Source organism: Microbacterium sp. NPDC055988 (genome assembly GCF_042269505.1).
Classification (GTDB): Bacteria; Actinomycetota; Actinomycetes; order Actinomycetales; family Microbacteriaceae; genus Microbacterium.
In genome coordinates this window covers 62,996-76,986 of sequence record NZ_JBHJXY010000002.1, presented here as the reverse complement: position 1 = coordinate 76,986, position 13,991 = coordinate 62,996, and the positions used below count along the sequence as shown (strand labels likewise).

At 69.1% G+C, this 13,991-nt stretch carries 11 protein-coding genes; 1 reads left to right on the top strand and 10 read right to left on the bottom strand.

Translation table 11 applies throughout. The annotated features are described in order from the left end of the window. Window positions 1-12: 12 nt before the first annotated feature. From metG to rsmI, 9 genes are all read right to left on the bottom strand, one after another. Window positions 13-1,605, bottom strand: a complete 1,593-nt coding sequence (metG, locus tag ACFC14_RS17515; RefSeq protein WP_376107463.1) for a methionine--tRNA ligase — start codon at window positions 1,603-1,605, stop codon at window positions 13-15. A 39-nt stretch (window positions 1,606-1,644) separates the two neighbouring features. Next, on the bottom strand, window positions 1,645-3,186 hold the full coding sequence (locus tag ACFC14_RS17510) for a molybdopterin-dependent oxidoreductase (protein ID WP_376107460.1): 1,542 nt from the start codon (window positions 3,184-3,186) through the stop codon (window positions 1,645-1,647). Between the two features lie 183 nt (window positions 3,187-3,369). Beyond that, window positions 3,370-4,539: a glycoside hydrolase family 1 protein gene (locus ACFC14_RS17505; RefSeq protein ID WP_376107458.1), complete on the bottom strand. Its 1,170-nt coding sequence runs from the start codon at window positions 4,537-4,539 to the stop codon at window positions 3,370-3,372. 35 nt (window positions 4,540-4,574) lie between these two features. Continuing rightward, window positions 4,575-6,302: an ABC transporter ATP-binding protein gene (locus ACFC14_RS17500; RefSeq protein ID WP_376107455.1), complete on the bottom strand. Its 1,728-nt coding sequence runs from the start codon at window positions 6,300-6,302 to the stop codon at window positions 4,575-4,577. After that, window positions 6,299-7,213 (bottom strand): ABC transporter permease, encoded by a 915-nt coding sequence (locus tag ACFC14_RS17495; RefSeq protein WP_136040841.1) that lies wholly within the window; start codon window positions 7,211-7,213, stop codon window positions 6,299-6,301. The genes ACFC14_RS17500 and ACFC14_RS17495 overlap by 4 nt, the downstream gene beginning before the upstream one ends. After that, window positions 7,210-8,190 carry an ABC transporter permease gene (locus tag ACFC14_RS17490; RefSeq protein ID WP_021199908.1) on the bottom strand — a complete coding sequence of 327 codons (981 nt, stop codon included), beginning with the start codon at window positions 8,188-8,190 and terminating at the stop codon, window positions 7,210-7,212. The genes ACFC14_RS17495 and ACFC14_RS17490 overlap by 4 nt, the downstream gene beginning before the upstream one ends. After that, complete coding sequence (locus ACFC14_RS17485; RefSeq protein WP_376107451.1) at window positions 8,187-9,836, bottom strand: ABC transporter substrate-binding protein; 1,650 nt, start codon at window positions 9,834-9,836, stop codon at window positions 8,187-8,189. The genes ACFC14_RS17490 and ACFC14_RS17485 overlap by 4 nt, the downstream gene beginning before the upstream one ends. Before the next feature lie 148 nt (window positions 9,837-9,984). Further along, entirely contained in the window at window positions 9,985-11,091 is a 1,107-nt protein-coding gene (locus tag ACFC14_RS17480; RefSeq protein WP_376107448.1) for a LacI family DNA-binding transcriptional regulator, read from the bottom strand. Then, window positions 11,088-11,915, bottom strand: coding sequence for a 16S rRNA (cytidine(1402)-2'-O)-methyltransferase (gene rsmI, locus ACFC14_RS17475; RefSeq protein WP_376107446.1), 828 nt, complete (start codon window positions 11,913-11,915; stop codon window positions 11,088-11,090). Before rsmI ends, ACFC14_RS17480 begins: the two co-directional genes overlap by 4 nt. Before the next feature lie 35 nt (window positions 11,916-11,950). Between rsmI and ACFC14_RS17470 the strand changes: the two genes are divergently transcribed. Beyond that, the gene (locus ACFC14_RS17470; protein ID WP_376107443.1) at window positions 11,951-13,504 is read left to right on the top strand and encodes a dolichyl-phosphate-mannose--protein mannosyltransferase; all 1,554 of its coding nucleotides are present in this window, start codon (window positions 11,951-11,953) and stop codon (window positions 13,502-13,504) included. A 4-nt stretch (window positions 13,505-13,508) separates the two neighbouring features. Here the strand turns inward: ACFC14_RS17470 and ACFC14_RS17465 are convergent, their stop codons facing one another. Then, window positions 13,509-13,991, bottom strand: coding sequence for an Lrp/AsnC family transcriptional regulator (locus ACFC14_RS17465; RefSeq protein ID WP_376107441.1), 483 nt, complete (start codon window positions 13,989-13,991; stop codon window positions 13,509-13,511).

Genomic DNA, 13,991 nt, shown 5'->3' with positions numbered 1-13,991 from the left:
ACCCGACCTGGCTCAGGCCGCGGACTCCACCCGCGGGAACAGCGGCGCGAGGCCGTTGACGCTGGTGCCGGGGCGCAGCACGCCCCAGGCTCCGGCCTCGCGGAGCGGCTGGTCCTGCAGACGGCCCAGGGTCTCGGCGGCGCCGAGCGCGACCCACAGCTTCTCGGTCGACTGCGGCATCACCGGCGAGAGCAGCACCGCGAGCGCGCGCAGGCCCTCGGCGCAGGTGTACAGCACGGTGCCGAGGCGCGCGCGCTGGTCCTCGTCTCCGCCGTTCGCCTGCTTGGCCAGCGCCCACGGCTCGTTCGCGGTGATGTAGCCGTTGAGCGCATCGACGATCGTCCAGATCGACGAGATCGCCTCGTCGATGCGGAACTGCGCGACAGCGGCATCCGCATTCGACGCGGCGTCCGCGACGATCTTCTGGATCGCGAGGTCTTTCTCGGTGTACTCGGCCGCGGGCGGCACGACGCCCTCGAAGTACTTCTCGATCATCGCCGTGGTGCGCGAGGCGAGGTTGCCGAAACCGTTCGCGAGCTCGGCCTGGTAGCGGGCCGACAGGTCTTCCCATGAGAACGAGCCGTCCTGGCCGAACGCGATCGCCGAGAGGAAGTAGAAGCGGTACGCGTCGGAGCCGAACACGTCGGTGATCTCGGTCGGCGCGATGCCGGTGAGCTTCGACTTCGACATCTTCTCGCCCCCGACCAGCAGCCAGCCGTGCGCGAAGACGCCCTTGGGCACGTCGAGCCCGGCCGCCATCAGGAGGGCGGGCCAGATCACCGCGTGGAAGCGCAGGATGTCCTTGCCGACCACGTGGTACGCGGGCCACCGGCGCTCGAACGTCTCCTCGTCGGAGCCGTAGCCGACGGCCGTGGCGTAGTTGAGCAGGGCGTCGACCCACACGTAGATGACGTGCGACTCGTCCCACGGCAGCGGGATTCCCCAGTCGAAGGTCGAGCGCGAGATCGACAGATCCTTGAGACCCTGGCTCACGAACGACACGACCTCGTTGCGCGCAGAGTCGGGGCGCACGAAGTCGGGCTGTGTCTTGTACAGCTCGAGCAGACGGTCCTGGAACTCGCTGAGCTTGAAGAAGTAGTTCTTCTCCTGCAGCAGCTCCAGCGGCTTCGAGTGGATCGCGCACACCTTCAGTCCCTCGAAGGGACCGGTGCCGTCGACGATTTCCGACTCGGGCTTGAACTCCTCGCAGCCCACACAGTAGAGCGCCTCGTACTCGCCCGCATAGATGTAGCCGCGGTCGTACAGGCGCTGGAAGAACGTCTGCACGTTCGTCTCGTGGCGCTCCTGCGTCGTGCGGATGAAGTCGTCGTTCGCGACGTCGAGCGTGGTCAGCAGCGGGAACCAGCTCTCGCTGACCAGCTTGTCGACCCACTCTTGAGGGGTGACGTTGTTCGCCGCCGCGGCGCGCAGCATCTTCTGACCGTGCTCGTCGGTGCCTGTGAGCATCCAGGTGTCATCCCCCGCCTGGCGGTGCCACCGTGCGAGCGTGTCGACGGCCACCGTCGTGTACCCGTGGCCGATGTGAGGCACATCGGACGGGTAGTAGATGGGCGTGGTGATGTAGAAGGATTCGCCTGCGGGCATGGAGCAATTCTAGGTGTCCGGGCGCCGGTGGTTACGCGCTCAGGCCACCGAGACGTCGATGCGATGCCATCCCTGTGCACCGTCGGGCGCGGGTGGCGCCGGATCCGACGTCTGGGTCTCTCCGTCGACGCTGAGCGCCCGGCACTCGATGGTGTGCGATCCGCTCTCCGCCGTCCAGTCCAGGCTCCACTGCACCCAGGTGTCCGTGGAGATGGCGGTCGCGAGATCGGCACGACGCCAGGGTCCGTCGTCGACGCGCACCTCGACCCCGGCGATGCCGACCTGCTGCTGCCACGCCATCCCGGCGATCACCGTGTCCCCGGCCGGGACGGACTGCCCTTGTCGCGGCACGTCGATGCGCGACTGCAGCTTGATCGGCCCGCGCTCGGACCATCCACGTGTGGTCCAGTACGCGGTGGCGCGGTCGAAGCGGGTGACTTCCAGCTGGGTGACCCACTTCGTGGCGGACACGTAGCCGTAGAGACCGGGGACCACGAGACGTGCCGGGAAGCCGTGCTCGATCGGCAGCGGTTCACCGTTCATGCCGACGGCCAGCAGGGCGTCGCGGTCGTCGGTGAGGGCCTCGATGGGTGTGGATGCCGTGAAACCGTCGGACGAGGTCGACAGCACCATGTCGGCGTCGGGGTCGACACCCGCGCGGGCGAGCAGCTCCCGCACCGGCACGCCCAGCCAGCGGGCGTTGCCGATCAGCGAACCGCCGACCTCGTTCGACACGCAGGCGAGAGTGACGTCGGACTCCTGCATCGGCAGGGCGAGCAACTCGTCCCACGTGAGGCGCACCTCGCGCTCGACCATGCCGTGGATGCGCAGCGACCAGTCGGCCGGATCGATCCGAGGAACGATCAGCGCGGTGTCGATGCGGTAGAACTCGGCGTTCGGGGTGACGACCGGAGCGAGGCCGGGGATCTCCAGGTCTGCCCCCGCGGGGATCGGTGCCGCCGTTCGCGCGGCCTTCGGCAGCCGCAGCGCATCGCGCACCGCTTCGATCGAGCGACTCGCCCCGCGCGCGACGTTCCCGACGACGAGGAGGACGAGCCCCGCGGCCGCGGCACCCGTCGTCCAGATCAGGAACCGGCGTCGGTCGACGTCATCCGCGGTGATCCCGGCGACGGGCCGGAGCCGCTGCACCAGCATCCGCAGGGCGATCACCGCGACGAGACCGGCCACGAGGCCGGGGAGCCAGGCGAACGGCCCGGCGCCGGGGCGGATCATCGCGGCCACGACGGCGAGCGCGCCGAGGGCCGCGAGGATCACGGCCCCGATCGGCGGACGCCGCAGCTCCAGGATGCCGGCGAGCGCTGCGACGACCGCGAGGACGATGGCGACGCCCACGATCAAGGCCACCTTGTCGCCGGTGCCGAACAGCGCGATCGCCGTGTCCTTCGCCCAGCTCGGCGCGAGATCGATGAGTCCGCTGCCGATCACGGCGAACGGGCTCGCGCTCGGCTCGACGATCGCCGCGACCAGCTCGGCCAGGCCGACCGCGACCACGGCCGCGACCAGGCCGGCGGCCGCGGCCCGGAGCATGTCCGATCGCCTGGCGTGCATCGCGGGGGTCATGTCCCGAGGGTAACCCCGGGGACGCGTTCGCGCGCCGCATCCGTCTCGCGCGCTTGCCTCGGCCTTCTCGCTCGCTTGCCGCGGCCTTCCGCGCTTCCCTCGGCCGAATCGCGGGGAATCGGCCGCGGGAAGCGCGTTTGTCAGCAATGGGTGCAGGCACCAGCGGACGCGGATGCTCAGAAGTCAGAGCGCGTTGCGGCGCGCGACCTCCCCGAGCCAGGCGAGCGACGGCTTCGGCGAGCGCACGAAGGTCTCGCGGTCGAAGCCGATCAGGCCGAACGTGGGGGCGAAGCCGCTGGCCCACTCGTAGTTGTCGAGCGCACTCCAGTGCTGGTACGCCCGCACATCGATGCCGTCGGAGATCGCGCGGTGCAGCCCCTCGAGCGCACCCTGCGTGTAGGCGATGCGGCGCGTGTCGTCGGCGGTCGCGATGCCGTTCTCGGTCACGAGCACCGGCACCCCGCCGCTGCGCTCCCACGCGCTGCGCACACCCATCTCGAGCGCCTCGGGGAAGAACTCCCAGCCGGTCAGCGTCGTCTCGACATCGTCAGACACCGGGCGCGGACCCTCCGGACCGATGAAGGTGCGCGTGTACGCCTGCACACCGACGAAGTCGTCGCCGGCCGACTGATCCAGGTACCAGTGGTCGCGCGGGTCACCGTACTCGGCGAGCATCTCGTCGGCGCCGGGCTCGCCGGTGGAGTGGAACGCCTGCGTGGCGATCGTCCATCCGGCCTTGACCCCGGGCACCGCATGCAGGATCTCGGAGGCACGGTGGTGCGCATCGAGCAGGGTGTCGGCCACGGCGAGGTCGGGGTTCGGGAGGCCGAAGGCCACGAGGTTCGCGGCATCCTCTCCCCCGGCGAGCATCGCAGCGATGTTCGGCTCGTTGATCGTGCACACGTACTCGACGCCGTCGAGGATCGGGAGCACGGTCTCGACGTACCGGGCGAACAGGTCGACCGCGTCATCCGCGCGCCAGAAGCCGTCTTTCTGGAACCACTGCGGCACCGTGAAGTGCATGAGCGTGACCGTGGGGTCGAGCCCGTTCTCGCGGGCCGTGTCGATCATGCGGCGGTAGTGGTCGAGCATCGCCCGGGAGACGAAGCCGCGCTCGGGCTCGATCCGCGCCCACTCCACCGAGAACCGGTAGGAGTTCAGCCCCGCGGCGGCGAGCAGCCGCATGTCCTCCGGGTAGCGGTGGAAGTGATCGGCGGCGTCACCGGAGGGCTCCACCATGGGCGAGCCGGGCGCGTGTTCCATCGCCCACCAGTTGCTCGTGGTGTTGTTGCCCTCCACCTGGTGGGCCGCTGTCGCGGCACCCCACAGGAAGCCGTCGGGGAATGCGAGCACGAGTGCTCCTTTCTTTGTGGATGAAGTCGGGAAGATCAGTGAATTCGCGCGGGGTTGGGCACGGCGTCCAGCAGCTGGATCGTGTACGGGTCCTCCGGATGCTGCAGCACCTCGGCGGTCTCGCCGCGTTCGACGACGCGGCCGCCGTTGAGCACCAGGATGTTCTGCGTCACCAGTCGCGCGCTCAGCAGATCGTGCGTGATGTAGAGCATGCTGATGCCCCATCGCTCGCGCAGATCCTCCAGCAGCGCCAGCACGCCCGCGCGGAGCGAGACGTCGAGCATCGAGACCGGCTCGTCGGCGATCAGCACCTGCGGGTCGCTCGCGAGCGCCCGGGCGATCACCACGCGCTGCCGCTGTCCACCCGAGAGCTGATGCGGCAGCTTCGCCGCGAACTGCTCCACGGGGGTCAGGCCGACCGTCTCCAGCAGCTCGAGCACCCGAGCCCGCGCCTCCTGTCCGCGCAGCTTCGTGTAGTTCATGACCGGGCGGGTGAGGGCGTACTCGACCGTGTGCAGCGGGTTGAGCGCCGCATACGGATCCTGGAACACCATCTGCACGTCCTTGCGCAGGTCACGGAGCCCCCGGCGCTTGAGCGTGGCCACGTCGGTGTCGCCGAAGCGGACCGTGCCGGAGGTCGGCTTCTCCACCCCGGTGAGCATCTTGGCGATGGTCGACTTTCCCGAGCCGGACGCGCCGACGAGCGCCAGCGCCTCCCCCGGTTCCAGCCGGAACGACACGTCGTCGACCGCCGTCACCGCTTCCTGCCCACGGCGCGGAGCCGGGTAGTGCTTCGACACCCCGTCGACCACGATCGCCGCGTCCGCACGGCGCGAATCACGCGACGACACGGTCGGCAGGGTCTCGGTGATATCGGTGCGGGCACGGCCTTCGCTGCGCCGTGTGCCGAGGTCGACGAAGCCGGGAATCGACAGGGTCTTCGCCCGCGGATCGGCGTAGTGGCTCAGGAGCATCCGCGTGTACTCGTCCTGCGGCCGCTGCAGGATGTCGATGCTGGGCGCGTCCTCCACGATGCGTCCCTCGTGCATCACCATCACCCGATCGGTGGCCTCGAGCACGATGCCGAGGTCGTGGCTGATGAGGATGGCCGTGAACTGCTCGGCCCGCTGCAGGTCCTTGATCGTGTCCATGACCGCGTGCTGCACGAGCACGTCGAGCGCGGTGGTCGGCTCGTCGAACACCATGAGCTGCGGTTCGAGCGAAAGCGCGAGCGCGATCGAGGCGCGCTGGCGCATGCCGCCGGAGAGCTCCCCGGGGTAGCGGGCGAGCACCGATGCGTCGAGCCCGACCTTGCCGATGAGCTCGCGGGCCCGCGCATCCCGCTCGCCCTTGGGCACGTGGCCGTGGGCGGCGAAGATGTCGCGGAAGTGGTTGCCCACCGTGCGCACCGGGTTCAGTGCGTTCATGCCCGACTGCAGCACCATGGCGAAACCGCCCTGACGCTGACGACGCAGCTCCTCGGCATCCAACTCGCGGATGTCGCGCCCTCCGAAGAGGATGCGGCCTCCGCTGATGCGCGCCGGCGGCTTCTGCAGCCGGGTGAGCGCGAAGCCGAGTGTCGACTTGCCCGACCCCGACTCGCCGACCAGTCCGACGAACTCCCCTCGACGCAGCGAGAACGAGACGTCGTGGACGGCGGCGACCGGCGTCGCTCCGGGTGAGGCGTATTCGACGGAGAGCCCCTGCACGTCGAGCAGGATGTCGTGGCCCGTGGTTGTCGTCTCGGGTGCCATGGCGGTCATCGGCCCTTCCCCTCTCGCAGGCGCGGATTGGAGATGCCGTCCACGCCGAAGTTGATCAGTGTCAGGCTCAGAGCCAGCAGTGCGATGCACAGACCCGGGGCGAACAGCAGCAGCCACTGACCGGTGAGCAGGGAGTTGGAGTTCTGCGCCCAGTAGAGCATGGTGCCCCAGCTGACGATGCTGGAGTCGCCGAGTCCGAGGAACTCCAGCCCCGCCTCGGCGAGGATCGCCGCCGTCGCCGCTCCGAAGAGCGTTCCGGCGATGATCGACGTCATGTTCGGCAGGATCTCGCGGAACACGATGCGCGTCCGGCTGTCACCCGAGAACTGCGCCGAGGTGACGAAGTCGTTGCCCCGGAGCGACTGGGTCTGGCTGCGGAGCACGCGAGCGCCCCATGCCCAGCCGGTCACCACGATCACGGCGATGATCATCAGGATGCCGCCGTTCTGCAGGTACGCGGCGATCACGATCATGAGAGGCAGGCCCGGGATCACGAGGAAGAGGTTGACGATGAAGCCGACCACCTCGCCGAGGAAACCGCGCATGTACCCCCAGCTGAGGCCGATCAGTACGGCCACGATGGTGGAGAGGATGCCGGCGGCGAAGCCGACCAGGAGGCTGACCTGCGCGCCGAAGATGAGCTGGCTGAGCACGTCCTCCCCCGCGGCCGTCGTCCCGAGCCAGTGCTCCCAGGACGCGTCGGCGTTGCGCTCGAAGCCGTTGTCCTTCGCGCCGTAGGGAGCGAGCACCGGGGCGAACACTGCCACCAGCACGAAGAAGGCGAGGATGCAGAGGCCGAGTCGGGCCTTGCCGTTCGACCAGAGGGTGGCGACCATGCGCCCGAAGGCGCGCCACGGGCTGGGCGCGGCGATGCGCTCGGCGGGGATCTTGACGTTCATGGTGGAAGTCATCGGCGTGTCCTCGGGTCGAGAACCCCGTAGAGGATGTCCACGAGGAAGTTGGCGATGAGCACGCTCACGGTGATCATCAGGAAGAGCGCCTGCATGAGCGGGTAGTCCTGCCCGATCACGGCGTTGAAGAGCAGGTATCCGATGCCGGGATAGCCGAAGACCTGCTCGACGAGGATCGATCCGCCCACGACACCGCCGAGCGTGAGCCCGAAGCCGGTGAGGTTCGGCAGGATCGCGTTGCGTGCGGCGTAGCGGAGGGCGATGGTGCGGCCATGAAGGCCGTTCGCCTCGCCGAAGGTGATGTAGTCCTCACCGAGCGTGTTGATCATGGCGTTGCGCATCCCGATGATCCAGCCGCCGAGGGAGGTGAGCAGGATCGTGAGGGCCGGCAGGAACGCGTGGCTCAGCAGGTCGCCGAGGAACTCCCACGTGAATCCGGGCGTCGTCGTCGCGGAGTAGGCGCCCGTGGTCGGGAACCAGTGCAGCACGTAGCCGAAGAAGAACAGCAGAAGCAGCGCGGTCCAGAAGTAGGGGAACGTGCTGAGGAACGAGCCGGTCAGCGTCGGCAGCGTGTCGAGCCAGGTGCCTCGGCGCCACGCGGCCGCCACTCCGATGAGCGTGCCGATCACGAACGCGAGGATCGTGACGATGCCGACGAGGCCGATCGTGTACGGCAGTGCGGTCGAGACCATGCTCGACACCGACTGCGGATAGAAGGTGTACGAGACGCCGAAGTCGAGTCGGACGACCTGGCCGAGGTAGGCGATGTACTGATCCCACAGCGAACCCGTCGGCACACCCAGCTGGGCTTCGATGGCGGCGCGCGTGGCATCCGACACCGGCCCGTTCTGGGACAGCTTGGCGATGGCGGCATCCGCCGGGGAGCCCGGCATCATGCGCGGGAGGAAGAAGTTCAGGGTGACCGCGGCCCACAGGGTGAGCACGAACAGGCCGAACTTCTGGAGCACGTACTTCACTTGTCGTCCTCCTTCACTCGCTCGAGCCGCGTGAAGATGCCCAGCGGCGCGGAGTCGTAGTTCTGGGGAATCATGTACGGGTCTTCCTCGCTGGGCCAGCCGGTGAACTTGGCGTCGCTGAACAGACCCCAGATCCCTCCGTAGTACAGGCCGATCACGGGCAGTTCGTCGTAGACGATGCCCTGCAGTTCCTTCACGATCTCCGCCTGGCGGGTCGTGTCGACGGTCTCGCGGTATTCGGCCAGCAGCGCATCGACCTCATCCGACCGGTAGCGCTCGAAGTTGTTCGCGGTCGGTTCTCCCGACGGCACGTAGAACTCGCTCGAGAGCAGGTTGTTGTACGCCTGGTAGACGTCGCCGTTGCCCATGCCGCCGATCGCCATCTCGAAGTCGCCGTTGCTGATCGCGCTCTGGTAGCCCGCGGGCTGCGGGAGCTTGAGCGTGACTTTCACACCGACCTCGGCGAGCTGGCTGCGCACGGTCTGCGCGGCCCTGGTCCAGTCGGTGAAGCCGTTGGCCGTGGTGAGGGCGAATTCGAGCTGCTCGCCGTCGGCGTCCACGAGCCGGTCGCCGTCGAGGGTGTAACCGGCCTTCTCGAAGGACTCGAGCGCGGCGTCCGCATCCTGGGTGATCATGCCGCCGTCGGGGATGCTCGGGTCGAGGTACTCCTCCTGGTTCGGGAGGATGAGTCCGGTCTGACCGGCCGGCTTCATGTAGCCCTCAGAGGCGGTCTCGGCGATCTCCTCGCGATCGAGGGAGAGCGCGATGCCTCGGCGCACGTTCACGTCGTCGAACGGGGCGACCTCGAGGTTCGGCATCAGCGCGATCACGCCGCCCGGCGGGAACCACCATTTGTTGTCCGGACTCGCGGCACCCCAGGTGCCCTCGACGTCGGAGATGAACGAGTAGGCCCAGTCGTACCCGCGGCTCACGGTGTCGAGCTGCGAGTTGGTGGCGGGCAGGATGATGTGCTCGATCTCGATCTTGTCGGCCTGCCAGTAATCGGGGTTGCGGTCCATCGAGTACTGCTGGTCGTTGTAGTTGCCCAGCACGAACGGCCCGGTCCCGACCGGTGTCTCGTTGCGGTACGTGGCAGGGTCCTTCACGTCGGACCAGAGGTGCTCCGGCACGATCATGGTCTGGCCGAGGATCGGCAGCGACGGCGCATCCTCGGTCTGGAGGTGCATGATCACGTCGTCGCCCTCGGTCTCGACGCTCTCCAGATGCTGCCAGGCGCCCTTGATGTCGAGCGCGGGGTTGTCCTTCAGCAGCTGGAACGTGAAGGCCACGTCATCGGGGGTCAGAGCCTCGCCGTCGCTCCACTCCACGTCGTCTCGGATCGTCATGACGATGGTGCGGGCGTCGGGCTGGGTCCATTCGGAAGCGAGCCAGGGATTCTGGGTGCCGTCGAGCGGGTTGACCAGGATCAGCGGCTCGTAGATCCACCGCGACGCCGTGCGCGTGTTGGTCAGATACGGGTTGAAGTTCTTCGTGAAGAACGGGTTCCCCTTGTCGGCGTTGATCAGCATCGTGTCGTCGCCGATCGACGGATCGGGTTGCGACGTGATCTGGATGCTGCAGCCGCTCAGTGCGACCGCTGCTGCCGCGAGGCCCACGATCGCCGCTCTGCGCCAGCGCTGGATCACGCGCCCTCTCGGTGTTCTGCCACCGGACATCTGCCACCTCATGTCGTCTCTGTCATGACCGGCGGCCCGCGCCGCCTCAGTGATTGTAAGCGCATACATTTTTCGAAAGCAACCCCTTGACACCGGAGTGGCGTCGTGCCGCGGGGCGTCAGGAAGGGCGCTGCGAGCTCTCGCGCAGGATGATCTGCAGCGGCAGGCGGGCCAGCACCGGCTCGGCGTCCACGCTCTCCAGACGCCGTGCGAGCACCTGCACCGCCGCGCGCCCCAGGTCGATCATGGGCTGGCGGATCGTGGTGAGCGGGGGGCGCGACAGCGCGGCCGCCTCGATGCCGTCGAACCCGGTCACGAGGACGTCTTCTGGCACGCGGATCCCCGCGCCGCGGAACACGTCGAGCGCGCCGAGCGCCATCTGATCGTTCGCGGCGATCAGCGCCGCCGGTGCACCGGATGCGGCGAGCTCCTCGGCCGCACGACGGCCGGATCCGCGCGTGAAGTCGCCGCGGAGGACGCTCACGTCGTCGAGGGACCGCCCCGCAGCCGTCACCGCCGCGGCGAACCCCTCCCACCGCTGCTGGCCGTCCGGCGAGTCCGCCGGTCCCGCGACGAAGGCGATCCGCCCATCCCCCACCTGGGCCAGGACATGCCGGGTCAGCTCGGCCATCGCCTCGGCGTTGCTCACGGTGACGTGGTCGTAATGATCGCCGCGCGGGGGGCCGGAGAGGACCACGACCGGGATGCGCCGCGCGAGGCGCGCCAGCACGTCGTCGGGCACACTGCTCGCGAGCACCATCAGGCCGTCGACGCGGCCGGCCATGTCTCGCACCGTCGACCGGTCGGGATCGTCGCGTCCGACGCCGACCATGAGCACGAAGCCCTGCTTCCACGCCTCCAGCTCCGCACCGCGGAGCACCTCGTCGAGGAAGAGCATCGAGGTGCGGCCGTCGTCGGCATCCGCGTCATCACGGACGAGCGCGAACGGCGGCGCATCGGCGGCGGAGAGCGCATCCAGCGGCGGAGCGTCTTCGGCGGCGTCGAAACCGGGGAAGTACAGCCCGAGCACCCCGGTGCGGCGCTCCGCGAGACCGCGGGCACTGCCGCTGGGCACATAACCCAGTGCGGCCACGGCATCGAGCACCCGCTCCCGCGTGATCGGGCGCACGGCATCCGGCGAGCGCAGCACGCGCGACACGGTGGCGATGGACACACCAGCCCGATCCGCCACGTCGTACACGGTCGCCGCCTTGCTCACGGTCACGCCCCTCCGGAGCGGGCGGCGAGCGCGGCCTGATAGAGGTCGCGGGAGGAGAGACCGGTGAGGGCTGCCACCTCCGAGGCGGCATCCTTCAGGCGGATGCCGTCGGCGACGAGCTTCTGCACCTGGGTGAGCGCGTCCTCCGGCGAGGCGTCCCGGCGGGCTGCACCCTCGACGACCACGACGATCTCGCCCTTCACGCCGTTCTCGGCCCACGCGACCAGCTCAGATGCCGTGCCGCGACGCACCTCCTCGTACAGCTTCGTGAGCTCGCGGCACACCGCGATCCGCCGCTCGTCTCCGAACGCCGCTCCCATGTCGGCGAGCGCGCTCGCGAGGCGGGCGGGTGACTCGAAGAACACCATGGTCCGCGGTTCAGCGGCGAGAGAGCGAAGGGTCGAGCGGCGCTCCCCCGGCTTGCGCGGGAGGAAGCCCTCGAAGGTGAAGCGGTCGGTGGGGAGACCGGAGATCGCGAGCGCCATCAGCACGGCGCTCGGACCGGGGATCGCGGTCACCGTCACACCCTGCGCCACGGCCTCGGCGACCAGCCCGTAGCCGGGGTCGCTCACGGTCGGCATCCCGGCGTCGCTCATCACGACGATGTCGGTCTCTGCGGCGAGGGCGGCGAGCTCGGCGGCCTTCTGCTTCTCGTTGTGGTCGTGCAGCGCGATCAGGCGCGGACGGTTCTCGATCTGCAGCGCCTTCAGGAGTCGCACCGTGGTGCGGGTGTCTTCTGCGACGACGACCTCGGCGTTCTCCAGCACCTCCACCAGGCGGCGGGACGCGTCGCCGAGATTTCCGATCGGAGTGGCGGCGAGGATGATCACCCGCCCAGCTTAGGCGCGTTGTCTAGGCTGGACCGGTGACCGCGCCCGTGCCCCTGCTCCCCGCACCCGAGGCACGGCTGACGCGCTACGGACGACTCCGCGATCGCGTGCTCCTCGACCCCGACTGGGGCCGCGCGATCCGCTGGCTCGCACCGCTGGTCATCACCGCCGTGGCCGCCGTGCTCCGCCTCATCGGCGTCGCCCATCCGCATGAGCTGGCGTTCGATGAGACCTACTACGTCAAAGACGCCTGGTCGCTGTGGACCCTGGGCTACGAAGGCACCTGGGGCGATGGCGCGAACCAGGCGTTCCCGAGCGGCGAGGATCTTCCGCTCTCCGATCAGGGGGCGTTCATCGTGCATCCGCCGCTGGGCAAGTGGCTGATCGCGCTGGGCATGGCGATCGGCGGCCCGGAGAACAGCGGCGGCTGGCGGCTGGCCACGGCCCTCTTCGGCACGGCATCGGTCTTGCTGGTGTATCTGATCGCCCGACGCCTCAGCGGCTCGGTGGTCGTCGCGAGCGTGGCCGGCACCCTGCTCGCGATCGACGGGCTCAGCATCGTGATGAGCCGGATCGCCCTGCTCGACGGCATCCTCACCTTCTTCATCCTGCTCGGCGTGCTGTTCGTGCTGATCGACCGGCAGCGGACGATCCCCGTGCTCGAGCGACGCGACCCCGACGCACCCGACCCGTTCTGGGGACCCGTCCTGTGGCGGCGTCCCTGGCTGGTCGCCGCGGGGCTCGCCCTGGGCGCGGCGTGCGCGGTGAAGTGGTCGGGACTCTACGTCCTCGCCGGCTTCGGGCTGTACGTCGTGGTCACCGACGCACTCGCTCGGCGCCGCGCGGGCGTGGTGCTCTGGCCGACCGCCGCCGCATTCCGTCAGGGTCCCGTCTCCTTCGTGCTGCTCGTCTTCCCGGCTCTCGCGGTGTACCTCGTCAGCTGGACCGGCTGGCTCGTGACCGCGGGCGGCTACGACCGCAAGAGCGACGCCAACCCCCTGCTCGCGCTCTGGAAGTACCACGAGTCGATGCTCGGCTTCCACGTCGGCCTGAGCCGCGGGCACCCCTATGCGAGCCCGGCGTGGGAGTGGCCGCTGCTGCTGCGCCCGACCGCCGTCTGGGTCGACCCCTCCCCCTCGGGCTGCGGCACGGATCACTGCATCGGCGTGATCTCCGCCGTCCCCAATCCACTCATCTGGTACGGCGGGGTTGCGGCCGCCGTCTACCTGATCTACCGGCTGGTGCGCAGCTGGATCACGCGACAGCCGGTCGGGCCGGAGCTGACCGTTCCGCTCGTGGGCCTCGCCGTCACCTACCTGCCGTGGCTGATGTTCCCCGAGCGCACGATCTTCCAGTTCTACACGGTCGTGATGATGCCGTTCCTCGTGCTCGCGCTGGCGATGACGCTGCGGATCATCGCCGGAAAGCGCGAGGACCCGTTGTACCGGCGGCAGTCCGGCGAGCGCACGGTGATGATCTTCCTCGTGTTCGTCGTGCTGGTCTCGGCGTTCTTCCTGCCGCTGTGGACCGGGATGAGCGTGCCGTACGAGTTCTGGCTGCTGCACAACTGGCTGCCCGGCTGGGTGTGAGGCGCTAGACGGGATCGTCCGTCGCGACGTGATCCACCAGCGGGAGCACGCGCCCGGAGAGGTGCGTGCGCATCGCGATCGATGACGCCGTGCGCGCGACGCCGGGCACGAGCGCGACCCGGTCGAGCACCTCCTGCAGCCGGGTGGCATCCCGCGCCACCAGCCGCAATTGCATATCGCTCGCCCCCGTGACCGTGTGCATGTCGACGATCTCGGGCACCGCGTCGGCGAGGGCCGTCGCCACCTCGTCGTGCCCGACCTTCTGATCGATCTCGACCAGGCAGAACGCGACGACGCCATAGCCGAAGCCGGACGGGTCGACCCGCGGCACGATCGCCTCGATCACCCCGCCCTCGTGCAGGCGAGCGAGACGGCTCGTCGCGGTGCCGCGGGCGATCCCGAGCCGCCGCGCGACCTCGAGGATCGGCAGCTGCGGCGACTCGGTGAGCAGCCGGATGAGCTGGGCGTCGAGGCGATCGATGCGCAT